The organism is Rothia sp. HMSC065D02, assembly GCF_001815285.1.
GTDB classification, from domain to species: domain Bacteria; phylum Actinomycetota; class Actinomycetes; order Actinomycetales; family Micrococcaceae; genus Rothia; species Rothia dentocariosa.
Genome location: NZ_KV820092.1, coordinates 366,616 through 388,748, shown reverse-complemented (window position 1 = coordinate 388,748; position 22,133 = coordinate 366,616). Strand labels below are relative to the sequence as shown.

Genomic DNA, 22,133 nt, shown 5'->3' with positions numbered 1-22,133 from the left:
GCTTGACGCTGCCGCCTATGCTAATGCAAGCGCGTTAATCTTGTCAGGCTGGAATCCTGACCAATGCTCTTCACCGGCGATGACGACCGGTGCCTGCATGTATCCGAGGGACTTAACCATCTCTAGCGCTCGGGAATCTTCCGTAATGTCTACTTTGTCGTAGTTGATGCCCTTGGCGTCTAGCGCCCGGTAGGTCATGTTGCACTGAACGCACTGCGGTTTGGTGTACACGGTAACTACCATCGGTTTTCTCCTTGTCAGCCCCCAGGCGGGGCGTAATTGCGTGAATACTTTGTGTGCAAGGCAGAGAATTCTTGTGCTCGATGAGACTTCCTTTAGCTCCAGAAGGCTGGAAGCATTTCGTCATCGGCCGCGCAAAGAATCGAGCCGGGTATTAATACTACATGTTGTGTCTGAAAATTTCTCTGACACAAGATGCTGTGGTGAGGTGTGGATGTTTTGTTCGAGAAACCCACACGCGAGCACAAGGACATTCAGTTTATCCACACCTCAGGAGAGTGTAATTCCGCTAATTATTGCGGACAATACAGAGTTATCCACATATCGGCTCTATGAGCGGAACGCGCATCGCTCTTTTAAACTGAAAATCTGTTCTGTTTTTTCAGGGCGAACAGGCCTTTGTGTGAGATTTCTGGCATTGTTTCCCTCTTGATTTTTAAGCTTTCATACCCATTCCTTGATTCTCTGCGGAACGAGGCTGAAAAACTCGACTGGAATCCACCTACATGCGTCGTGTTGGAAGTTTTTTATGGCTTTTGAGAGTATGGCAAAGATGTGATTAAGAAATTTTTGAAACATTCAGATGATCGGCGTGTTGTTGGGTTTTTGTGAAAGAAATCGTCAAACCCATTAAAACCCACATCTCGTATGAGGTCAGTACAGTTCGCCTGTGGATAAGCGTAATGATCTACTGTCTCAATAGTTGATCTTCCTCTGCCAGCCCTCAAGATGAGGTCAGCTCTTCCCCACGCTACAGAGAACAGCCATACAGATGTATAACCTAATACGTGTTTAGAGAAGTCCTCGGTCACGAAGCAGTCGGCTCAATGTATGCCCGTCATTCGCCTCCATCCACAATGGAGAATTTGTCATTTTTTGCGCTCTCTGATCGCTCCAGACCCGCCCAGAGGCGAGAACGCTCTCCCCCACCGTGAGGTTACGAATCATAATAGCGGCGACGTTCTGCGGGTAGCGCACCGCAAATCCGTTGTATATATCCGGGTCACGCTGTCCGTCGTCGCCGATAAGAATCCACCGCATCTGGGGAAATTCTTGGGCAAGTCGTTTTAGAGAGTTCACTTTGTGTTGGGACCCCGACCTAAACCAGCGGTCAGGAGTTGGCCCCCAGTCTGTTAATAGGAAGGTTCCACGCGGGTAGCCATTGCGGGTCAGAAAGCGACGCAGTGTCGGTGTGATATTCCAAGCGCCAGTGGAAAGATACATAAAAGGTGCCTGAGGATGTGCTCGATGAATGCGGTCCATGAGCACCGCCATGCCCGGGGTCGGAATGCGCGCGTGCTCATCCAGTACAAAAGAGTTCCACGCAGCGACAAGAGGACGCGGCAACATAGTCACCATAACGGTATCATCGACGTCTACGATAACCCCGATTTTCTGGGATTCCGGAACGATATAAACGTTAGTTTCAACGGCGCGGGAACCCGGTACATACATGATGACCTTATGCATTCCGGCCGGTAAGTCTAGGTCAAGGCGCACATCCAGCACTCCACCACGGTCGGTTTGTACCTCAAACGTATGCCCCGCAATAAGAATAGTCACATACACATCCGACATGGCAACGGTGGTAAAAGCCCGCCACCCGCGCGTCGGGTTATCGGTATCTTCGGTGCCTTCCACCACATGCAGGAGTTTTTCAAAAGCAGCCGTCTTATAGAGGGCACGCCCAAGAATACGCACCCACCCGGATTCAGTATCTGTGGCTACCCGTCCATATCCTTCAGAAGGCACCACAATAGGCTCACGCCCGTGAGCCACAGCTCGCTGTTCACGCCAACGATGCACGGCATCGCCCATACGATACCCTAGGTTAACGGCTTCACCTGCAACTTCGGTGACCACGCTGCGCAATTCTTGTGAGCCTAGATTCTCCATGCTTTCTAGTTTTCCATATCTTGCAATAAAACACCCTATTTTCAAGTTCGACTTCTAAAGCGTCCTCATCAATTAGTTTCATAGCCGCTCAACCTTTTTCTCAGGGGGGTATTCAGACGGGTTAAAGAGAAAAGGATCTCGGTTCCCCTCTACTGTGGAAACCGAGTCCTTCTCTTTCGTCGTTAGGGCTGCTACGGATTTAGTGTGTGCGATAGATCAGATACTCTCAGCCGATGAAGGAACAAGTATCAGTTCAGTGCTCACCACTTTCTAGTGATGCTCAGACTGCCCGGATTCTTCAGTATGCAGCTGGAATGGGCCTGAGCTGAGTTTTACCTGGCAGTACGCCGCGCCTTTACCTTCTGCTTGTTCTACGTGGTGCACAGGCTCTTCTTCGCCGGTAACTTTGATACCGCATTTCACTACGTCATTAGGGTTATCCGCATAAACAGCCACCTGAATAACCTTGCCAGCCAACTCATGGTTATCAGCCGAAGTCAGCCGATAGTAGTTAGTTTTCGCTTCTAGACTCTGCTCGGCCGAATTGATTTCTTGACCGTCTTGAAAGATCCGAAGCTTTCCAGTTTGAGCCTTGTAACCATTATGGTCACTGCCGTTTAGGACCTCGGCAGAGACGGTAATATCGCCGCGATTTCCATAGTCTGGAGCGGAATTCAGAGACAAACCGGGCACAACTTCTGCGGAGCACCCGGTGAGTAATGCAACCGAAGCGGCCGCAACGAGAGTAATTTTCTTGACCATATGTCCATGGTAACAGTAGGCTACAGGCGAAAACGCTAGATGATGCAAGGTTTCAGCATTGTATTCGTACTAGTCAAAATCTGACACTTTCGCAAAAGCGTCGATTGTCATCTCTTGAGCTAACCGCACGTTATCCTTAAGAGTATGTCGCACTCTCCTTCACGCCGTCTGCTTCTCGCTGGTTCTCTCGGTGCATTAGCACCGATTATTTTTGCCTCCACGCCCAAGACTATTAATGCGACTACTAGCGATTTTTCCTCTACCGCTCATGAAACACAGGATAATGTTCCTGAGTCGCTCACGTTCTCTCCCGCAGCGCCGCCAAAGCCGAATGAAGGTTTCAACGTAGCAACTATTGCGAAACAGCCGTGGTCTGCCCCTATGACCCGCCTGCCGGGTGAAGGACGTTATATAGCGTGGACCGTTGACGATGGAGTCAGCCCAGAAACAATTCGAGCCTACGCAGAATTTGCTGCGCGTACCGGTGTGCGCCTAACCTTCTTTGTCAATATGACCTATGTGGGGTTCACTCAAAATGTTGATGTGCTTAAGCCGCTAGTGCAAACCGGACAGCTTCAAATTGCAAACCACACCTTTAGTCACCCCGATTTAAAAACTCTCAAAGATGATCAGATTAAGCACGAACTAGAGAAGAACGAAGCTGAGATTCAAAGAGTTTTTGGGGTCTCGGCAAAGCCCTATTTTCGTCCGCCCTACGGCAGCTATGATGCGCGAGTGCTCAAAGTAGCCGCTAGCGTAGGATACACGCGCCCGGTGCTGTGGGAAGGAACTCTCGGAGATGAGGCCAAAACCTCAGCGCGTGTTATCTATATGCGATCGCTCAAATACGTTCTGCCGCAACGAATCCTGTTAGGGCATCTGAATTTCACGACCATTATTCCGCTTCTTGATCGTCTTGCTGGGCTAGTCGCCGAGCGTAAGCTCATCACGGTCACACTCAACGACTATTTTGATGGGCTAACCGAGGAAGAACGTAAGGCCTCCGAACCAAAACCCGAAGATAAGAAGGACGAAAAGAAAGAAGAACCAGCTTCCCCAGCTCCGGCCGCGGGATCTGGCCTTGGCACCACCGGAAATTAGAAACATACAGGATTTTAAGAAATATGTGCATCTTTGACCGTAGGTACAGCAAACAGTTAGAGAGGCACATGTTTTGATCTAGCATCATTTGCTTTGGTTGCCATAGGAACAGCCATGCTCACCGAATCCGCAGGTTGCCCCCCCCTGGAGGCATCAGAGCTTTGAGTCGTGTGGTCGTACGGGGCTCATAATTTAGGGCTTGTGAGTTTCAGCCCAAACCCGGTTGAGTCCTTCCAAAATTGCTGCAGGTGGTTGAGCCCCGTTAATAACCCACTGCGCCTCGATCAAAAAGAAGGGAACACTCGTAATACCCAATTCCTGTGCAAAACGTTCGTCAGCGCGCACATCCTCAGCATAGTGGTCGCCAGCGAGTATTTCATCAACTTGACGTGAATCGAGACCGATTTCAGCGGCGATCTTCCGAATGGACTCGTGTTTTTCAATGGAACGTCCCTGCGTAAAATATGCTTTTTTGAAAGCCTCTTGAGCTTCTGCGGCTTTTCCCTGTGCAGTTGCGTGATGAATAATACGGTGAGCATCAAAACTATTGCCGTACTTTGCGTTGCGCCAGTTAAAGTCCAAGCCTACTTCTTGGGCGCGCTCTGCTATTCCTTCTTGGGTAGCGATAGATTCCTCTAGGTTGAGAGAATATTTCGCGGCAATACGTTCAGCAAGCGGCAAAGCATTATCTTCCCGGGCATTTTGGTCGAGCTCAAAGCTATGCCAACGAACCTCTACCTCATCACGGTGCTCAAATTGGGCGAGAGCTATTTCAAAATTCCTCTTACCTAAATAGCAGAAAGGACAAACAATATCTGACCAAATATCTACACGCATCATGCACCTTTCAAGAGACTAACAATTACGCCGGTAAAACTCGCACAGCACTAATTTATCCCAGCGTACGTTCTACCCGTAATAGTCACGCAAGGTTACGGGGGTAAGATTCCGTTCGTCCAAAAGCATTTTGATCTTACCGAGCACTTCAATAACTCCGGGGTAGTTCAAATGACCAATGAGAATAGTCTGCGAGTTCGCATATTTTTCGGAATATGCGTATATTTCTTCGGCAGGTATGGGTGAAGAATCAGCTAAAGACCCGTACCAGAGAACCGCCCTGTCGAATCCTGCACCTGCCGCAGCCTCAAGCACACGAGAATCATAGTATCCGTATGGTGGGCGGTAATACGGTTTAGAAGACACGCCGAAAAGCCGCTGTATCTCTTCGTCATTTTTTGTTAATTCTTCGGCAATTCCTGCATCATCTAGCGTAGTCAACGCCGCATGCGACCACGTATGATTGCCGATTTGAATCTGCCCTGATTCTACCAACGGTTTAAGAACGTCTAGGTTCGGTTCAAAAGCGTTATATGACCCGTTGATAAAGAAGGTAAGCCGGGTTCCCGTTCGGGCGGCAAAATCTGCATAGGCGCGCACAACATCAGGGCTTTTCCCGTCATCAACGGTCCAAGCAATATAGTTCCCTGCACCTTCCAAAGCGGTTTGCGGTTCATCCCACGGGTGCGCCACCTCTATGGGATTTATCGACTCCGGCAAGGCCGCTTTCTGCTGGTCATCCTCTTCTGAGGAATCTAATGCTGGTGCCGAAGATGCAGAGGACGAATCTACCCATGATGCTGATTCCTCAATGCCCGCGACCTTTTCATCTCGTGTTACGGCATAAGGCACGCCTGCACCCAAAAGCGGGGTGAGCATACCTAAAACGGCCGCTCGGCGTGGTATACGGGTGAAACGATCCGCCGAATTACGATGTGGAGTTTCTTTGCTTGGACTCTGGTGTTTATATGGGTACATATACTTCTACCCTATCGTGCTCTCGTGCAGAGACATAGTGCTTTTACATAACTTATAAAGTTGGGTGGGAACATTCCCACCCAACTTTTTATAACGTAGCTATTAGGATTTATTTCTTTTTAGGTTCGCAAGCGATACCATCACCATCTGAATCAAGATGAGTTCCATACCCCGGCTGTCCACGATATAAAGGCGCAGCCCCTGCCGCCCGTACAGCAGCACAATTTTTGTAATAGACACCACCGCCGTTATTTACAGGCGCAGGCTGTTCTGGAACCGGGGCAATATGTCGCTGCTGCGCCGAAGTCTGTGCAGGCACGGGAGCAACAGGTTGCTGCTGCACGGGATCCTGTTGCTGTTGAACCGGAGAAGGTTGTTGAGCTGTCTCGGGTTGCGGGGCAGAAGTAGAGGCGTCATCAAGAGGTACCTCGACAACATCCTCATGCTGTTCAGCGTCAGCAGTGGCAGCTGGTTCTGGCGTTACTTCAGAAATAGTAGGAGAGGTAGTTGGAGTAGGGGTTGGTGACGGAGTTATGGAAGCCGTAGGGCTTGCAAAGGTGCTCGTAGAGGCCGTCGCAGAGATTGATGGGGATGAAGAAGGGGTTTGTTCTTTGCGGGCATTATTGCCGGAGCATCCGGTAAACAACACAGCACCAATAAGCGCCACCGCGACAATGTGGTTTCTCATATACATTTGTTCCTCATGAATGAGTGGTGAATAAATCCTCATGGAGAGCTACCATAGCTCTCTGTACTAGTTTAGCCTAAACTTATGGTCTCTAATTACTCCGTGTTTTTATATTTGAGAAATTCCCAATGGAGTCGTATCTTGACATATGTTTCTTAGAACAGGTTCATCATTATGAAGTTTTTATCTCTGAGTTATAACGAATGTCTTCTTCAGAAGATCTTCGGTTTTTCCCTAGAAGCCTCACAAAATTCAGCATAATATTCTTGCTATCGAAGGTTTTCGAGAAAATTATCGAGCTCGGCAGGAGCACAGAACCGGTATATATGGGCTTGTACTTCTGGATGCGCGCATGCCGCCATAATACGCGGCAAGCTGTCGCGCCTATAGCGCAGAATCCATTTCCAAAATTCTAGGTTCTCCGGGGAGCGCCGTAACGCACGCATACCGCATACGAGAGCGCTAAAGTCTAAGAGAATAACCGTGTCTGCCGCTTTGAGCCGTTCTAGTAGTTTGGTATCATACACGCCTAAATCACCGTCTATAATCCATTCAGGCTCAGAGATGATCTGCTGATGAATAACATTCCACTGATCTACTGGAGTAGGCGTAAGGTCTTCATCCCAGAAATACTGGTCTAGCTCGAAAACAGGTAGTTTATAGCGGGTAGCAAGATAGGAAGCCAGGGTACTTTTGCCGGCACCACCGCGGCCTAAAATAGCAATACGTTTCATCATGACACCTTATAAATTTTCAAAGACTAGTAGTATTCGAGTTCGTCAATGCTGCCCAATACGGCAACATCCATAGCTTTCAAGGCCTCAAGATTTGTAATAGTGTCATCTTGATCAATCAGATATACAGTGTATCCCTCGTGTCTCATTCTTCTCATAATTTCTAGAAGCATATGCTGGGCTACCTCATCCACAGAATAAACTCGGCTAATATCGAGTGCTATTCGTGTTCCCGTGTAGTGTGTATCAACAATTTCACGGATAACTCGCTCTGCACCGGCAAATCTAATTCTGCCCTGCAGTTGAATTACCTGGGTTATTTTCTCACCGGAGCCTATTCGGTAGTTAGCTCGTATTGCGGACCGAGCAACAGTGGGTATGTTCATAACGTGCATGCCCATATCTGAGGAAAACCGTTCGAAGAGAGATACACCGCGCACGCTGTTGCCGTGTACATCTAGGCGTGGTGAAAATGTTGCTAGTCCCAGCTGGCCCGGTACGGCGCCAATAATTCCCCCGCCTACCCCACTTTTAGCAGGAATTCCGACCTGCGTTGCCCAGTCCCCTGCCGCGTTGTACATACCGCAGGTGAACATAACACTCAGTACCTGGCGCACCACTGTCTTAGGGACTACCTGTTCCCCGGTAACGGGTTGAATTCCGTAGTTTGCCAGAGTTGCCGCCATCATCGCCAAATCCTGCACGGTTACCAGCAAAGAGCATTGACGGGTGTAGCCTTCGACTACGCCGGTGGGGTTCTCCGTGAGAATATCGTGACTGCGAAGCATATGAGCGATCGCTAGATTACGATGCGCGTGCTCGATTTCAGACGAGTACACCGCTTCATCAACATCAAGGGAGCGGCCAGCGAAGGCAGAGAGCCCAGAAATCACACGTTCCATACGCTCTGCCGGATTCATTGTTTCTGTACCGACTAAAGAATGCGTGGTAATTGCGCCGGCGTTAATCATGGGGTTTAGCGGACGACCAGAGCTATCTTCAAGGGAGATCTCGTTGAAGGGCTCCCCGGACGGTTCAACTCCCACTTTGTCTAAGACTCTCTCAAACCCGCGATCAGCAAGGGCTAAGGCATACACGAAAGGCTTTGAGATGGATTGAATGGTAAATAGCGAATCAGTATCGCCGGAAGCATAGAGTTCCCCATCGACCATAGCTATAGAGGCGCCAAGACGTTCAGGATCAACCTCGGCAAGTTCAGGAATATAATTCGCAAGTACACCCGTTCTATCGGCCGCAACGCTTTGGAGGACTTCGTCAAGGTAGCTCGGTATAGGTGAATGCATGAGTTCCCTCCTGACGGATGATATTTTCCTAGTACACGGCGTAAGGTTCTTGAGCGTAGAAACTTCATGCATCTTCGCGGTGGCAAGATTCCGCCCATTCCCTAGCTTCTTGAAGTTTAGCTTTTACGTCTTAAATACTCCAAATATGGCTTAACTATTCCATCTGTTCATAGGTGTATTCCCCTTTCCTCTTCTCAAGGGCTAGGGCAAATTCTGCTTTCAGGTAGTTTTTCGTGTCCTGCAGGTCTTTAGCACGACCGTATATTGTAGCTTTGACATTGATACGAAAATTACGAAAGGAGAATCATGGCTACATTAATTACTGGTGCTTCCTCGGGCATCGGAGAAGAATTTGCACGTCGCTACGCTGCCCAAAAACAAGATCTCGTACTCGTCGCGCGCAGCCAGGATAAGCTCAATAAGCTCGCCGAGGAGTTCAAGTCTCAGCATGGTATTCGAGTCACCGTCTTTGCTCTCGACCTATCCGAGCCCGATGCGGCTGAGCGGCTCTGGGAAGAAACGAACCGTGCCGGGTTAGAGATTGATGTGCTTGTCAATAATGCAGGGTTTGGAACCTCCGGTGACGTCGCTGATGAGAGCCCTGAGCGTCTGGAACAAGAAGTACGCCTTAACTGCCTCACGTTAACAGGTCTGACGGCTCGGTATCTGCCCGCCATGCGTGAACGCAAAAACGGAACCATCATCAACATTGCTTCGACTGCTGCCTTTCAGCCGCTGCCCCATATGGCGGTGTACGGCGCAACCAAAGCATTCGTACTTTCCTTTACTGAAGCGCTCTGGTCCGAAACCCGAAAAGACGGCATCCGTGTACTTGCGGTCTGTCCCGGCCCCACCGATACCTCATTCTTTGAAATCGCCGGTGAATCTGCAGCAGTCGGAAAAATACGCTCTGTCCATCAGCTGTTAGACAACACGTTGCGTATTCTAAAAACCACGAAACCCAGTTTTGTGGATGGAGTAGGGAACGCCATTGTGGCGCGATTTGTAACCCGTGTGGTGCCTAAGCGCTTCGTTATGACAATAGTCGATCGTGCACTTCAACATAGGAGCTCTCAATAAGATGCATACCCCCTCTCTTTCCTGGATGAAGGAGCATATTCTTTAAACTCTTTTTAGAATCTTAGCTAGGTTTTTAAATGTATTGTTCGGGGTAATCGCCATACCCCTCTTATCTCTTCGCACTATTATTTCGTGTAAGGGACAAATACTATTACGCGCCAAAGGTACATTCATGTGAAAGCACCATGTACTGTTAGAAAAAATAATAAAATACCGCCCAGTCCTTTCGGAGCAGACGGTCAATAGTGGAGATAAGGGGACTCGAACCCCTGACCCCCTGCATGCCATGCAGGTGCGCTACCAGCTGCGCCATATCCCCTCATGTAGTTTTGCATTGCCTTAGCAACAGAAAACATAATACACATCTTTCTGCTAGGCATGCAAGTTCTCGCACTGTGACAGACATAAAATGCAGAGCACCGCCGAAGATACCAAATTCTGGTATGCCTCAGCGGTGCCCCACATGATGCAACAAAATTGTTACTCGTCAGCAGGAACGACCCGAGATGCTTCCTCTTCGCTTTCGCCTTCTAGATCAAACGGAACTTCATGGGTAACACCTAGTTCAATACGCGGAGCCTGCGCCCACAAACGATCCAGAGCATAGAACTCGCGATCCTCTTCATGCTGAACATGCACTACGATGTCCCCAAAATCTAGGAGAATCCAACGACCAGATGCACGTCCTTCTCGGCGTACAGGCTTCAAATCAGCCTGTTCTCGAAGCGCATCCTCAATTTCATCAGCAACCGCATTGACGAGGCGCTCATTATGTGCCGAAACTACCAAGAAACCATCAATCAGCCCCATAGCGTCAGAAGCATCCACCGCAAAAAGCTGGGTTCCTTGTTTTTCTTCCGCCGCTCGGGCGGCAATGCGCAGAGCCTCACAAGAGGACTGTGCAGCAGTCATTTTTTCCTTTCTTGCCGCCAGGTTTCTCTGACAGACAGGCGCCAAAGCAAGCAAACGTTTAATGCCAATCGTTACCTTTGATTGGAAATAAACATGTACACACCCAGAATAGCTAGGATAATGCACCCGATAATTACAACCCAGGACAGCAGGGACAAGGACTTATTTTCGCTTGTCTCAATGGATTCGTACTTTGACACTGTTTCATCCGTATTCGTTGCAGGAACCTGTTTCATACTTGCAGTATTTCCAAGCCTACGAGGAGACTTAGCAGCGTTAACCTTCGCAATTGAGGAGGTCATCGCCTTTTCTGTACGTGCAGACACACGCTGTGCGAGTTCAGTTGCTTGGTCTGACGTCAGGTTCTTGCCATCGTTTAGAGCTTTATCAAAGCCTGGCTTATTCTTCGAAGGTGCAACAGGCTTTGCATCCTTATTCTGAGGCGATGGCTTAACAGCAGAGGTAGAACCTGTTGCCGGAGATTTAGCGGGTGTAGAATCAGACTTCTTCACCTGCGAGAGCGAACCAGTACGCGCGTTTACCTTCGGGGTGGCGCCTGTACGCTCGGAAACCTTCGGGGTCGAACCGGTACGATCGGAGACCTTTGACATCGAACCGGTACGAGTAGGTACCTTAGGCACAGACCCAGTACGCGAAGAAGATACCTGCGAGACAGAACCTGTACGGGTGTTCACCTTCGGGGTGGCGCCTGTACGCTCGGAAACCTTCGGGGTCGAACCGGTACGATCGGAGACCTTTGACATCGAACCGGTACGAGTAGGTACCTTAGGCACAGACCCAGTACGCGAAGAAGACACCCGCGATACAGACCCGGTACGCGGTGAGACCTTGGGGGTTGATCCGGTACGATCGGACACCTGCGATGGTGAATCTGCGCCCATCGGATTCTGTAAACGGACAGTATTCCAGGGGTTTACAACCTTCGGAGCTGCGTCTTTCTGCTCAGAAACCTTGGGGGTTGATCCGGTACGATCCGAGACCTTAGGCATAGATCCAGTACGGGCAGGAATCTTAGGAACGGTACCGGTTGCCGACGGCTGCCGTTTAGCAGAGCCGCTCTTTGCCGCTTTCTGCGCAGGAAGCGCACCAGTCTGAGCACGCTGCGCTGAGCTCTTTGCAGGGGCATCGCTTTGCGCCTTAGATGCCGAACCAGCTTGAGCGGATGCGCTATCTTGCTGAGATTTTTCGTCCAGAACCGACAGGTCAAGTCCCTGAGCATCCATCGCGCGGATGGGTGAAGGAAGGTTCAACGGCACAGGAGCAACATTAATGCGGTTCTCATCGGCTTCATTCTGCGCATCAGCTGTATGACGGCTTTGCTGAGCTTTAGAGTCACTGGGTTTTACCGTAGGCTGCGGTGCAGTTGCCGGGCGAGCCTGCGAGGAAACAGTTTGATCCTCTGTCTCAACGATCTCAGTATCTTCACCCTCGACAACAGGCTCATCACGCACCATGTACTGGTGCATCTTCGGGGAAGTATCAGGAGAAATAATCGGAATTGACGAGGTGAACGTCAAATCGTCTGCCTCCACATGGAGGGAATCCTGAAGCAGGGAATCTTCCGGCTGTGGCTGAGGAGCAGGCACCGGAGGCGCAGCAGGTGCAGCAGCTGGCGCAGGCTTATTAGCTTTAACCTCTTCCGGGCGAAGAGCACGCATAGTGCTGGTTAGCGGCTCAGGTTCATGCAGTTTCTCTTCATCATTCGCATTCAGCTTAATAGACCCCTGAGTAGCGAGTGCAGCAAAACGACGCTGTACTGCAAGAACGCGCGGATCTATATCGTGGGTATTTGCCAAAGACCCCATATTCTCAACAGGGTTAGGACGCTCGCCACGACCCATAGCGCGCAGATAGTTCGCCACGTCTTCGCGATAACGTGCTAGACGGCGCGGACCCATCACACGCGTGGGAGGCGGCACCTCAATGCCGTCCTCAGTCACGTATGTTTCGTAGAGGTACGCGTCTCCCTCGCTGTAGGGCTTCTCTTCTTTGCCCTTAGCTTCAGCCATGTAAAACCTCTTGTTCCATTACTTTGTCTTCACTAGTTGGTTGAATATCTGTTGAGTCTTTCTGGCGAGGCAGCCCGCCGCCGTAGTGCGTGGCAGCATCCTCAGGAGAATACAACCGATACTTATTGATGTACTGCACCACGCCATCAGGAACCAAATACCAGATAGGGGCACCCTTAGAGGCGCGTTGGCGAATATCGGTTGACGATATTGCCATCGCGGGAATTTCAAGTGTGGTAATCTGCCGTCCTTCGCCTAACGGAGGATCAAGCTCGTGTCCCGGACGGGTCACTCCCACAAAGTTAGCCAACTCCCACAGCTTATGAGCATTACGCCACGTCATGATCTGGCTAATCGCGTCTGCACCGGTGATGAAGAAAAGATCTGCATCGGGTCGCAGAGCACGTAGTTCATTAAGGGTATCAAAGGTATACGTTGCGCCGCCACGATCTATATCTATCCGGCTTACCGTAAATCGTGGATTAGATGCAGTCGCAATCACCGTCATAAGATAACGATGCTCGGGATCGCTCACGTGCCTCTCCCCCGTCTTTTGCCACGGCTGACCAGTCGGTACGAATACTACTTCGTCAAGATCAAACACCGCCGCAACCTCGCTGGCGGCTACTAAATGCCCGTGGTGAATAGGGTCAAAGGTGCCGCCCATAACTCCTAGACGTACACGCCCAGGAGTTCGCGACGGAATCGACTCAAGGCTGGGCCGCAGAGCTTGAAAAGTCACGATACTTTCCTTAGCGACTAGCGGTTATGCTTCTCGCTATAGCTACGCAGTGCCTGTGCTTCGTCACCCTCCATGAGCTCCGGTGTGTGATCGGGCCGTACAATACCGCGTCCGCTGTACGAGAGAGTAACAAGCAGCAGAACGGTAAATACGACGGCAGCAACGATGCCGTAAACATAGGTCGGGATGCCGTTAAGCATTCCCGCAGTGTGCTCAGCACCGTGAGCTGCTAGGACAACCGAGTTCATGTGTGTGCTTCCTTTCGATGGTTAAGCTACTCTCTATGCTACCGGTTAGGGGCGAAAATACGCGAAACGACGGGCCTATTTATGCGTGATAGTTGAGACATCTTCCACGTCGTCAGGCTGCCTAATTCCCCGGCTTACCGGGCTATTGCTTGGCCTCAGGCATATTAATACCTTCAGCTTTACCTTTTTCCTTGAGCTTACGGCGATATTCCACCGATTCAGTCCACACACCCGCAACGCGCTCTTGCTCAAGCTCGGCGCGAGCCTCTGCTTTTGCATCCATGCGTTCCTTATATTCCTCACGTTTTTGGGCTCGGGTGGGGCGAATAATCTCTTCGAGGCGAGAGTCAGTACCACGAGGGGAAGACAGAAGTTCAGCGCCGCCTACCATAGTGGGTTCCCAGTCAAAGACCACGGAGTTATCATTTTCACCGATAACCACGGCATCTCCGGCACGGGCACCGGATTTAAAGAGTTCGTCCTCAACCCCCAGTTTTGCCAGGCGATCCGCCAGGTAACCAACAGCTTCATCATTATTGAAATCGGTCTGCTGAATCCAACGCTCCGGTTTCTCCCCAATAACCCGAAAGAGCGGCTCCAAATTACGTTCTTCGCGGCGAATAATAAATTCTTGTTTTTTCTTGGAGCGGAAGCCCTGGGGGCGAATAACTGGGGCTTCAATCGTAGAATTATCTTCTTGAGTAACACGCTTCTGACGGTCTTCTTCCACAAGGTTTGCCATTGCAAAGATGAGCGGTTTAAGCCCTTCATGGGACGCCGTCGAAATTTCAAAAACTTTGTACCCCATGTTCTCAAATTCAGGTCGCACGAAATCGGCAAGTTCACGCGCTTCAGGCACATCAATTTTGTTGAGAACAATAATCTGGGGACGATCATTGAGCGGCACAGTTACCCCAGCGGTGGGGTCTACCGCATAGTTTTCTAGCTCACCACGAATAACTTCAAAGTCGCTGATGGGGTCACGCCCGGGTTCTAAAGTGGCACAGTCAATCACATGCACTAGTGCGGAGGAACGTTCAACGTGACGTAAGAAGCGGTGGCCAAGCCCTTTACCCTCGGAAGCTCCCTCAATCAGACCGGGAACATCCGCAACGGTGTACCGAACATCACCTGCCTGCACAACACCCAAGTTTGGGATAAGAGTGGTAAAAGGATAGTCAGCGATTTTAGGCCGAGCCGCAGAGATAGCAGCAATCAGCGAAGATTTACCGGCTGATGGGTACCCAACAAGCGCAATATCTGCAATGGATTTGAGTTCTAGGACAATATCGGTTTCTTCCCCCGGAATACCGAGGAGTGCGAAGCCGGGTGCTTTACGTTTAGTGGATGCTAACGCAGCGTTTCCAAGACCGCCCTGGCCACCTCGTGCAGCAGTATATTCGTCACCCACATGCAGCAGATCGGCAAGCACGTTGCCGTCACGATCTTTGACGACGGTTCCCTGAGGTACGGTAAGCACTAGGTCTTCGCCGTTGTAGCCGTGGTGCATATCGCCGCGGCCGATATCTCCATTGGGAGCGTGTTGGTGCGGGCTGTGATGATACTCCAATAGTGTGGTGGTTTGGTTATCAACACGCAAAATCACGTCCCCGCCGTTACCGCCGTTACCGCCGTTGGGGCCGCCGAGAGGCTTGAATTTTTCTCGACGTACAGAGACACATCCGTTGCCTCCGTGACCACCGGATACATGCAGGACCACGCGGTCCACGAATTCTGCCACGGGTGTTCTCCTTCTGGTAAATTCCTGGTTCGCACAAGCCTAAAATACACGAGATTGCTTGAGCTTGGCGAGGGGGCGCATCCTCAAGTAGATGCGGAAAATCTTATGGTAAGAGGGGGTAGACTTTCGCCTACCCCCTCTTCCTAGCGTGAGCGAGTTTTACTCAGCTGCTGCCAGGATGTTAACGACCTTGCGGCCCTTGCGGGTACCGAATTCGACGGTGCCTGCTGCCAGAGCGAACAGAGTATCGTCGCCACCGCGACCAACATTCAGGCCGGGGTGGAAATGGGTGCCGCGCTGACGAACAAGGATCTCGCCTGCATTGACGGTCTGACCGCCGAAGCGCTTAACACCGAGGTACTGGGGGTTCGAGTCACGACCGTTGCGGGTGGAGCTTGCGCCCTTCTTATGTGCCATTCTGTTTTCCTACCTTAAGGTTTGTATCCGGTGGTTAAGATTACGCGTTGATTGCGGTGATCTTAACGGTGGTCAGCTCAGCGCGGAAGCCCTGACGCTTCTTGTAACCGGTCTTGTTCTTGTACTTCTGAATAACGATCTTCGGACCGCGCAGGTCTTCAATCTTTTCAGCAGTTACCTTGGCGGAAGCCAGGGACTTTGCGTCAGCGGTGATCTTGTCACCGTCAACGAGCAGCAGTACGGGCAGCTCGATGGTGCTACCGGGTTCACCTGCAACACGGTCAAGGGTAATTTTGTCTCCGACAGAGACTTTTTCCTGGCGGCCGCCAGCGCGTACAATCGCGTATGCCACTTTGGGACTCACTTTTCTCGACATCTTGCTTCTTCGTATCTCACACGTGCAGACAGCCTGCGCTTTCATTGCTGTGCGCTCCACGTGTATCTCTCATGGTGAGTAATAAGATGTGGATGCGGCCCGCGCTCCTTGTGGGATTGCCCAGTTGGATGCGCGCTCGGTCTGCCGGTGGTGTCTTCCGGAAGTCCTCACTATGGGGGAAAACCAGAAGCGGTATCTCCCGCTGACCCTGCGTCGATAGGGCTTCACTGAGATAAATACCAATCGTTAAGGATACTGTATGCGCGGGGTCATGCGCAATTGTATCCCTAAACTATAAAATAACGTTGGCAATACAGCCTCTAGTCCTGCATTGCCAACGTTATATTCATCATCTGCGGCAAGGAATCATATACGGTTAGTCTTCCTTACCAAGCCGCTTAATATCTGCAGCAGAAACACCGATACCGAAGAGAGTCGGAGTCTCAGATTCGACGGGTGCTTTCGCATCTGCCACAGAAGCCGAAGCCACAACCGAACCGTGAGCCGACTCGGTGGCGTCCACCGTCACGACCTTCGACTGCGCTCCCGCCGACGAAGCGGCTCGACGGGAGCGACGTTTACGCGGTGCAGATGAAGCAGCTGGCGCAGCTATCTTCTGCTGAGAACCATCTTTATCGTTCTGAGTCTCAACCGAGTTAGAGGCAGACCCGCCGGGGGTAATCACACCGGACACACGCGGCGCGCTGCCAATAACACCACTTACACGGGAGGCCGAAGCTGACTCTTCCGCACGTTGCTCCTGCCCTCGACCTGAACGCTCCTTCTCAGAGGAACGGCGCGAACGGCGGCGCTTACGTGGGCTCTCGTGCACATCTTCAACCTGCAGATTCTCACGCTCGGCGCGAGGCGACTTCTGCTCTGCTGAAGACTCGTCACCCTGATTTGACTTAAATCCACCGCTCTCGCTGCGGGTAATGCGGCCAGCCTTCTGTGAGGCACGAGCCTTCGCCTCTCCAGCGCGGATAGCCTCCGAACGGGAAGACTCGCGGGTAAACCGAGCATCATGTTCTGGGTTCAAATCACGATCGAATGCCCCAGCAAGCTGTTCCAATGTGAAGTCACCCTGCTCACCAATCCAATCGGTCTCGGTTACCTCAGCAACCTTGTCCTCACGGGATGAGACTTCGCGGTGTGCCTTCGCTCCCGCTTTGATGCCTTGAATCTCCTGTTCCAGCGAAAGCTCGGCAGTTTCGGTACGACGAGAGCGCTTACGACGTTTACGCTTCTTACGGTTTGCTTGGTCCTCAGCTTCAAGCTCGTCAGCCGAGTGCGAGGCTGCAGCAATAGAGGCCATAGCGTTGCGGCGCTCTGCCTTCTTCTCGTCCTTCTCTGAGTCCACGCCCTCAGCGGCATCACGGGTATTATTGCGCGAAGCCGCTCGTGAACGCTTACGTTCGGTGCGCTCTTGACGGTGAATGAAATCGGAGGCACCGCCGGAACGTCCGCTTAACGGCTGATCGTGCACCAACAAACCGCGTCCACCGCATGAGTCACATTGCTCAGAGAAGACCTCAAGAAGACCTGTTCCCAAACGTTTACGGGTCATCTGCACAAGACCCAGCGAGGTTACTTCAGCAACCTGGTGCTTAGTGCGGTCACGCCCCAGGCACTCGATCAGACGACGCAGCACAAGATCACGGTTTGATTCAAGCACCATATCAATAAAGTCGATAACAATAATGCCGCCAATATCACGCAGACGCAGCTGACGCACGATCTCCTCTGCCGCCTCCAAGTTATTCTTGGTGACGGTCTCTTCAAGGTTACCGCCGCTACCGGTAAATTTACCGGTGTTAACATCTACCACGGTCATAGCTTCGGTACGGTCGATTACCAGGGAACCCCCCGAAGGAAGATATACCTTGCGGTCTAGTGCTTTCGCCAGCTGCTCATTAATGCGGTAATGGTCGAAAAGATCATCTTCGTCTTCCCACTTCTGCAGGCGTGAGAGCAGATCAGGGGCAACATAGGTCACGTAGGCCTCAATAGAGTCCCATGCGCTCTGGCCTTGCACGATCATAGAGGTGAAATCCTCGTTGAAGACATCGCGCACGGTCTTAATCATCAGGTCGGGTTCCTGATAAAGCATTTCAGGGGCAAGCACCTTGCGAGAATTCGCTTTTTCCTGAATCTCTTCCCACTGCGCGCGCAAGCGATTAATATCGTGGGTCAGCTCTTCTTCGGATGCGCCTTCCGCTGCAGTACGCACAATCACGCCTGCGCCATCGGGCAGCTTATCCTTCAAAATCTTTTTGAGACGCGCACGCTCAGTATCGGGGAGCTTACGTGAAATACCGGTCATTGAGCCACCGGGAACATACACCAGGAAGCGACCGGGAAGCGAAACCTGACTCGTCAAACGCGCACCCTTATGACCGATCGGATCTTTGGTCACCTGCACCAGCACGGAATCGCCCGGTTTAAGTGCATTCTCAATCTTGCGGGGTGCACCGTCAAGACCGGTAACATCCCAGTTCACTTCACCCGCATAGAGAACAGCGTTACGACCGCGCCCAATATCGACGAATGCTGCCTCCATGGACGGAAGAACATTCTGCACTTTGCCAAGGTAAACGTTCCCAATCAAGGAATCCTGCTGGGTTTTAGAGACAAAGTGCTCTGCCAGCACGCCGTCTTCGAGAACTCCAATCTGAATGCGCCCCTCTTTTTGGCGCACAAGCATCTGACGATCTACTGACTCGCGACGCGCCAAAAACTCTGCCTCGGTCACGATGTGACGACGGCGACCCAGCGACCGGGACTCGCGGCGACGCGCACGTTTAGCTTCAAGACGGGTAGAACCACGCACGCCAGTCACGGTGTCAGAAGCATGAGAATCTGCAAGGCGAGGAGTGCGGACCTTGGTAACGGTCTCGACCTCATCATCGGCGTTACCTTCAATTTCTATATCTTCGGTTCCACGACGGCGACGGCGACGGCGGTGACTCGTCACCTCAGCTTCAGCTGCTGCCTCTTCACGACGGCGCTCCATACGGTCGCGGCGCTCTTGTTCCAAACGCTCGGCACGCAAACGCTCACGCTCCACAGCGACCGCAGAAGCAAGCTCAGAAAGCTCAGTGGGTTCGGGCGAATAGAATAGAGGCATAGCGCCCGGGCGCACCGATTCGCGCAACTGCGCAATCTTCTCATTCTGTACGTCACGCAAAGTTTTTGCTGGCTCCGCCGTTTCCTCTTCGTCTGACTTTTCATCTTCGAATGTGCTGGCAGTGCTCTCTTCGTCTGTCGGCTCAGAAGTCTCAGCTTCATCCTCTTCAGCGTCGTAGGTCGCTTGAGGCTCAGAGTCTTCATCGTTCTCTGCCACTAATTCCTCTGACTGGATGGTATGAGGTTCTTCAGCTTCTTCGGTGTTTTCTTCCGAAGATATAATGGCTGTCTTATCTTCTTGAGCAGCTTCTTCAGTCTGGGCTTCTTCACGGCTATCAGAGACAGGCTCTGCTACCTCAGCCTGTTCGGCAAGTTCGGACACCTCAGTGTCCACTTCGGGAGAGGCAAGGTTTTCGGCAGAAGAATCGCGGGTTTCAGTTTTCTGAGATTTGGGTTGGGGCATAGTTTCATCAGCTGATGCTGCAGACTCGTTGGCTTGGGTAAAAAGAGTATCAAGAGTGTTCGCTACTTCTTCGGCAGAGGCCGCAGCCACAGTCTTCCTTGGTGCAGGGGCATGCTTAGCCTTCTGATTGCGTAAATCCGTTAACCCAGCCGCAACAGCGTCTTCGGGCGTGGGTTCAGCAACTTTCTTAGCGCGCGATGAGTTTTTACGACGCGATGCTGCCGATACTGCAGATTCACTACCCTTCAGGGAATCTGCCTGCTTTTCAACCCGGGTATTATTTTTTTCCTGATGAGTTCTCATCATCTCGCCGGAGATATCTTGTTTATCAGCGAGAGAGATCATGTCAGCAAGAACATCCATATTCATGCTAGATTGATGGGCGTTCTTTTCGTCAGCCATTCTTTTCTTTCTTCTTCCTTCAAGAATTTTACGCCGCATCGTAAAATTCTCTGCATCAACGCGTTAGCGTGTCATAAGCCTAGTTACCAAGAAATACGTGGCTCAAGCCTGCTCTTTGTGTCTGCCTTCGTTTGCTTCCGGGCGTACAAGACGGCGAGCACGAAGCCGACTTACTCCGCAAATACGGCGGATGCGTTTCTTCATGATGTTCTCGGCCAGTATGTTTAACCGAGATGTCACTAAGATGCCAATGCCTGGGGTCATCATCCGATAACGTCTTATCTGAACTTTTGCTATGACGGATGCGCGTGCACGTTCTCTCGATCAATATACTGGGTATCTTTTATGCGTGCGGGGCATAAAAACGTACCGCTCATCATTATACCGTGTGCAATCCAGAACACCCTATACATGCATAAAAAGCGCAACGTTGGTGTGACCAACATTGCGCTTATCACGAGAGTAAAAACCTAGCCGAGACCTAGTTCAGCATCACGTTTTTCGCGTGCTTTCTGCGCCAGTTTTGGGTTACTAGGCAGATACTCTGGCCCGGAACCTGTGGCAAAGGGAATACCGAGGATGAAAGCGAAAGGAGCTGCGATCAGTAAAATAACCCACACCATCGAGAACTTTCCTGCGGTCAGAAAGAGTAGCGCCGCCAAAAAAATTACTGCTGACGCCAGCATCAATGTTGTGCCAAAGCCTTTCACGGATTCTCCTCGGTGATTGAACAATAACGCTACGATTATACGCCTCTTCTTAAAAATTTCGATGGCGTAGCTTGACAGAAGCACACATGTCGGCGCCTCTTTCCCCTATGATATTGAACAACCGCCACAGAATGAACGCAAACAAGATAGAGGAAAATTATGACCGAAAAGACCCTAATTCTGATAAAGCCTGACGGTGTTGAACGCGGGCTTATTGGCGAGATTTTGAGCCGCTTTGAGACTAAGGGTTACGTGATTGAAGGACTGAAAATGCTTCAGCCCACCGAAGAACTTCTCGCCCAGCACTATGCTGAGCACGCAGGCAAGCCTTTCTATCGTTCCCTCGTGGATTTCATGGTTTCTGGTCCCGTGGTCGCCGCTGTTCTCAGCGGAGATCGTGTAATCGAGGGTGTACGTACAATGCTGGGGACCTCAGACCCAACGACGGCAGCACCGGGAACAATTCGTGGAGATTACGGACGTGATTGGGGTGAGGGTGTGCAAAAGAACCTGGTGCATGCCTCAGACTCCCCCGAATCTGCAGCCCGTGAGATTGCTCTTTGGATGTCTTAGAGTTGAAACCATATAACAGTGAGGGTGGGTCTTCCATAATCTTCTGGAAGGCCCACCCTCACTTTTTGTACTAGAAAAATTAGCGCATCATATTCATGATCACATCGAAGAAGCGGATCACAATAATCCCAAAGATGAGAATGAGCACCAAGGTGATAGTAAACCAGCTCCACGTACCGATACTCTCACGAATATTTTCAGGGGCAGGAATAACGCTATGAGAAATATTGCGTACCGTCACTTTTATGAACATGGTAATCGTCATAACCCACACGATCATACAGAAAAGGCATAGGGCGTTAATATGGAAGGTAGTCTCAAACCAGAGCCAGAAGACAAACGCCGTAGCGAGCGCTAAGCCGATGTTGGTGGCTACCCAGAACCATTTTTTGAAGGTAGCTCCTGCAAGCATGGAGGCGGCTATCGTCATAACGATGGAGAACCCTATGAGTCCGATGAAGGGGTTGGGGAATCCAAAGGCTTCAGCTTGCGGGGTACGCATCACGGTGCCGCAGTTAAGAAGGGCGTTGATGTCGCAGACCGAGGTATGCCCCGCATCCACGAAAATCTGAAGGCGCTCAAAAACAAGGGTTGCCGATGAAGCTAGGGCTATAGCTCCCGTCATAAAGAGCCAGATCGCTAAGGAACGCTCCGATCCTTCTGCCGTATCTCGCTCACGAGAGGAAACCTGGGAGTCTATAACATCTTTAGATAGTAGATCGTCGGTTTCCGATGTTTGCTCAACGGCACCCATGTGCTGCTCCTTTACATAT

General features: G+C 51.1%; 21 protein-coding genes and 1 tRNA gene. 3 read left to right on the top strand and 19 right to left on the bottom strand.

The window, feature by feature from the left end; all coding sequences use genetic code 11:
• Positions 1-15: 15 nt before the first annotated feature.
• The 3 genes from nrdH to HMPREF3016_RS09160 all read right to left on the bottom strand — a co-directional run bounded on the left by nrdH (position 16) and on the right by HMPREF3016_RS09160 (position 2,898).
• On the bottom strand, positions 16-243 hold the full coding sequence (nrdH, locus tag HMPREF3016_RS09170) for a glutaredoxin-like protein NrdH (RefSeq protein WP_004004799.1): 228 nt from the start codon (positions 241-243) through the stop codon (positions 16-18).
• A gap of 789 nt (positions 244-1,032) precedes the next feature.
• A complete protein-coding gene (locus HMPREF3016_RS09165) occupies positions 1,033-2,136 on the bottom strand; it encodes an App1 family protein (RefSeq protein ID WP_070741780.1) in 1,104 nt (367 codons plus the stop codon).
• 270 nt (positions 2,137-2,406) lie between these two features.
• Complete coding sequence (locus HMPREF3016_RS09160) at positions 2,407-2,898, bottom strand: hypothetical protein (RefSeq protein ID WP_048752876.1); 492 nt, start codon at positions 2,896-2,898, stop codon at positions 2,407-2,409.
• Positions 2,899-3,042: 144 nt separating this feature from the next.
• Here HMPREF3016_RS09160 and HMPREF3016_RS09155 point away from each other — a divergent pair, with 144 nt between their 5' ends.
• On the top strand, positions 3,043-3,999 hold the full coding sequence (locus HMPREF3016_RS09155; protein ID WP_070627846.1) for a polysaccharide deacetylase family protein: 957 nt from the start codon (positions 3,043-3,045) through the stop codon (positions 3,997-3,999).
• A 192-nt stretch (positions 4,000-4,191) separates the two neighbouring features.
• On the opposite strand, the gene HMPREF3016_RS09150 is transcribed toward HMPREF3016_RS09155, so the two are convergent.
• From HMPREF3016_RS09150 to HMPREF3016_RS09130, 5 genes are all read right to left on the bottom strand, one after another.
• Positions 4,192-4,839, bottom strand: coding sequence for a DsbA family oxidoreductase (locus HMPREF3016_RS09150; RefSeq protein WP_070741777.1), 648 nt, complete (start codon positions 4,837-4,839; stop codon positions 4,192-4,194).
• Between the two features lie 69 nt (positions 4,840-4,908).
• The gene (locus HMPREF3016_RS09145; RefSeq protein ID WP_070627850.1) at positions 4,909-5,814 is read right to left on the bottom strand and encodes a polysaccharide deacetylase family protein; all 906 of its coding nucleotides are present in this window, start codon (positions 5,812-5,814) and stop codon (positions 4,909-4,911) included.
• A 109-nt stretch (positions 5,815-5,923) separates the two neighbouring features.
• Positions 5,924-6,502, bottom strand: a complete 579-nt coding sequence (locus HMPREF3016_RS09140) for an excalibur calcium-binding domain-containing protein (RefSeq protein WP_048752892.1) — start codon at positions 6,500-6,502, stop codon at positions 5,924-5,926.
• A 269-nt stretch (positions 6,503-6,771) separates the two neighbouring features.
• Positions 6,772-7,239 (bottom strand): P-loop NTPase family protein, encoded by a 468-nt coding sequence (locus HMPREF3016_RS09135; RefSeq protein WP_048752882.1) that lies wholly within the window; start codon positions 7,237-7,239, stop codon positions 6,772-6,774.
• Positions 7,240-7,262: 23 nt separating this feature from the next.
• Complete coding sequence (locus tag HMPREF3016_RS09130) at positions 7,263-8,540, bottom strand: glutaminase (RefSeq protein WP_070741774.1); 1,278 nt, start codon at positions 8,538-8,540, stop codon at positions 7,263-7,265.
• Positions 8,541-8,846: 306 nt separating this feature from the next.
• Here HMPREF3016_RS09130 and HMPREF3016_RS09125 point away from each other — a divergent pair, with 306 nt between their 5' ends.
• Positions 8,847-9,620, top strand: coding sequence for an SDR family NAD(P)-dependent oxidoreductase (locus HMPREF3016_RS09125; protein WP_070697653.1), 774 nt, complete (start codon positions 8,847-8,849; stop codon positions 9,618-9,620).
• A gap of 246 nt (positions 9,621-9,866) precedes the next feature.
• Here the strand turns inward: HMPREF3016_RS09125 and HMPREF3016_RS09120 are convergent.
• The 10 genes from HMPREF3016_RS09120 to HMPREF3016_RS09075 all read right to left on the bottom strand — a co-directional run bounded on the left by HMPREF3016_RS09120 (position 9,867) and on the right by HMPREF3016_RS09075 (position 20,787).
• A tRNA-Ala gene (locus HMPREF3016_RS09120) sits at positions 9,867-9,939 on the bottom strand.
• A gap of 161 nt (positions 9,940-10,100) precedes the next feature.
• On the bottom strand, positions 10,101-10,532 hold the full coding sequence (rsfS, locus tag HMPREF3016_RS09115; protein WP_070534971.1) for a ribosome silencing factor: 432 nt from the start codon (positions 10,530-10,532) through the stop codon (positions 10,101-10,103).
• Positions 10,533-10,603: 71 nt separating this feature from the next.
• On the bottom strand, positions 10,604-12,562 hold the full coding sequence (locus HMPREF3016_RS09110) for a hypothetical protein (RefSeq protein WP_070741771.1): 1,959 nt from the start codon (positions 12,560-12,562) through the stop codon (positions 10,604-10,606).
• Positions 12,555-13,304 carry a nicotinate-nucleotide adenylyltransferase gene (gene nadD, locus HMPREF3016_RS09105; protein WP_037230975.1) on the bottom strand — a complete coding sequence of 250 codons (750 nt, stop codon included), beginning with the start codon at positions 13,302-13,304 and terminating at the stop codon, positions 12,555-12,557. Before nadD ends, HMPREF3016_RS09110 begins: the two co-directional genes overlap by 8 nt.
• A gap of 17 nt (positions 13,305-13,321) precedes the next feature.
• On the bottom strand, positions 13,322-13,552 hold the full coding sequence (locus HMPREF3016_RS09100; RefSeq protein WP_004004816.1) for a hypothetical protein: 231 nt from the start codon (positions 13,550-13,552) through the stop codon (positions 13,322-13,324).
• Between the two features lie 142 nt (positions 13,553-13,694).
• Positions 13,695-15,293 (bottom strand): GTPase ObgE, encoded by a 1,599-nt coding sequence (obgE, locus tag HMPREF3016_RS09095; protein ID WP_048751438.1) that lies wholly within the window; start codon positions 15,291-15,293, stop codon positions 13,695-13,697.
• 159 nt (positions 15,294-15,452) lie between these two features.
• Positions 15,453-15,710, bottom strand: a complete 258-nt coding sequence (gene rpmA, locus HMPREF3016_RS09090) for a 50S ribosomal protein L27 (RefSeq protein ID WP_004004819.1) — start codon at positions 15,708-15,710, stop codon at positions 15,453-15,455.
• 40 nt (positions 15,711-15,750) lie between these two features.
• Positions 15,751-16,062 (bottom strand): 50S ribosomal protein L21, encoded by a 312-nt coding sequence (gene rplU / locus HMPREF3016_RS09085; RefSeq protein WP_006887214.1) that lies wholly within the window; start codon positions 16,060-16,062, stop codon positions 15,751-15,753.
• Between the two features lie 400 nt (positions 16,063-16,462).
• Positions 16,463-20,077: an Rne/Rng family ribonuclease gene (locus HMPREF3016_RS09080; protein ID WP_070741768.1), complete on the bottom strand. Its 3,615-nt coding sequence runs from the start codon at positions 20,075-20,077 to the stop codon at positions 16,463-16,465.
• A 470-nt stretch (positions 20,078-20,547) separates the two neighbouring features.
• On the bottom strand, positions 20,548-20,787 hold the full coding sequence (locus HMPREF3016_RS09075; protein WP_238382412.1) for a nucleoside-diphosphate sugar epimerase: 240 nt from the start codon (positions 20,785-20,787) through the stop codon (positions 20,548-20,550).
• A gap of 159 nt (positions 20,788-20,946) precedes the next feature.
• Here HMPREF3016_RS09075 and ndk point away from each other — a divergent pair, with 159 nt between their 5' ends.
• Positions 20,947-21,360 carry a nucleoside-diphosphate kinase gene (gene ndk / locus HMPREF3016_RS09070; protein WP_070697649.1) on the top strand — a complete coding sequence of 138 codons (414 nt, stop codon included), beginning with the start codon at positions 20,947-20,949 and terminating at the stop codon, positions 21,358-21,360.
• Positions 21,361-21,439: 79 nt separating this feature from the next.
• On the opposite strand, the gene HMPREF3016_RS09065 is transcribed toward ndk, so the two are convergent.
• Positions 21,440-22,114, bottom strand: coding sequence for a vitamin K epoxide reductase family protein (locus HMPREF3016_RS09065; RefSeq protein ID WP_070697648.1), 675 nt, complete (start codon positions 22,112-22,114; stop codon positions 21,440-21,442).
• Positions 22,115-22,133 lie beyond the last annotated feature (19 nt).

What these genes read in the sequence shown, in the direction of transcription:
- HMPREF3016_RS09160 (WP_048752876.1), bottom strand. Translation starts at nt 2,898, where the DNA reads ATGGTCAAGAAAATTACTCTCGTTGCGGCCGCTTCGGTTGCATTACTC.
- nrdH (WP_004004799.1), bottom strand. Translation starts at nt 243, where the DNA reads ATGGTAGTTACCGTGTACACCAAACCGCAGTGCGTTCAGTGCAACATG.
- HMPREF3016_RS09165 (WP_070741780.1), bottom strand. Translation starts at nt 2,136, where the DNA reads ATGGAGAATCTAGGCTCACAAGAATTGCGCAGCGTGGTCACCGAAGTT.
- ndk (WP_070697649.1), top strand. Translation starts at nt 20,947, where the DNA reads ATGACCGAAAAGACCCTAATTCTGATAAAGCCTGACGGTGTTGAACGC.
- HMPREF3016_RS09100 (WP_004004816.1), bottom strand. Translation starts at nt 13,552, where the DNA reads ATGAACTCGGTTGTCCTAGCAGCTCACGGTGCTGAGCACACTGCGGGA.
- HMPREF3016_RS09140 (WP_048752892.1), bottom strand. Translation starts at nt 6,502, where the DNA reads ATGAGAAACCACATTGTCGCGGTGGCGCTTATTGGTGCTGTGTTGTTT.
- rpmA (WP_004004819.1), bottom strand. Translation starts at nt 15,710, where the DNA reads ATGGCACATAAGAAGGGCGCAAGCTCCACCCGCAACGGTCGTGACTCG.
- HMPREF3016_RS09155 (WP_070627846.1), top strand. Translation starts at nt 3,043, where the DNA reads ATGTCGCACTCTCCTTCACGCCGTCTGCTTCTCGCTGGTTCTCTCGGT.
- HMPREF3016_RS09110 (WP_070741771.1), bottom strand. Translation starts at nt 12,562, where the DNA reads ATGGCTGAAGCTAAGGGCAAAGAAGAGAAGCCCTACAGCGAGGGAGAC.
- HMPREF3016_RS09135 (WP_048752882.1), bottom strand. Translation starts at nt 7,239, where the DNA reads ATGATGAAACGTATTGCTATTTTAGGCCGCGGTGGTGCCGGCAAAAGT.
- HMPREF3016_RS09065 (WP_070697648.1), bottom strand. Translation starts at nt 22,114, where the DNA reads ATGGGTGCCGTTGAGCAAACATCGGAAACCGACGATCTACTATCTAAA.
- HMPREF3016_RS09145 (WP_070627850.1), bottom strand. Translation starts at nt 5,814, where the DNA reads ATGTACCCATATAAACACCAGAGTCCAAGCAAAGAAACTCCACATCGT.
- HMPREF3016_RS09080 (WP_070741768.1), bottom strand. Translation starts at nt 20,077, where the DNA reads ATGGCTGACGAAAAGAACGCCCATCAATCTAGCATGAATATGGATGTT.
- rsfS (WP_070534971.1), bottom strand. Translation starts at nt 10,532, where the DNA reads ATGACTGCTGCACAGTCCTCTTGTGAGGCTCTGCGCATTGCCGCCCGA.
- HMPREF3016_RS09125 (WP_070697653.1), top strand. Translation starts at nt 8,847, where the DNA reads ATGGCTACATTAATTACTGGTGCTTCCTCGGGCATCGGAGAAGAATTT.
- HMPREF3016_RS09150 (WP_070741777.1), bottom strand. Translation starts at nt 4,839, where the DNA reads ATGATGCGTGTAGATATTTGGTCAGATATTGTTTGTCCTTTCTGCTAT.
- HMPREF3016_RS09130 (WP_070741774.1), bottom strand. Translation starts at nt 8,540, where the DNA reads ATGCATTCACCTATACCGAGCTACCTTGACGAAGTCCTCCAAAGCGTT.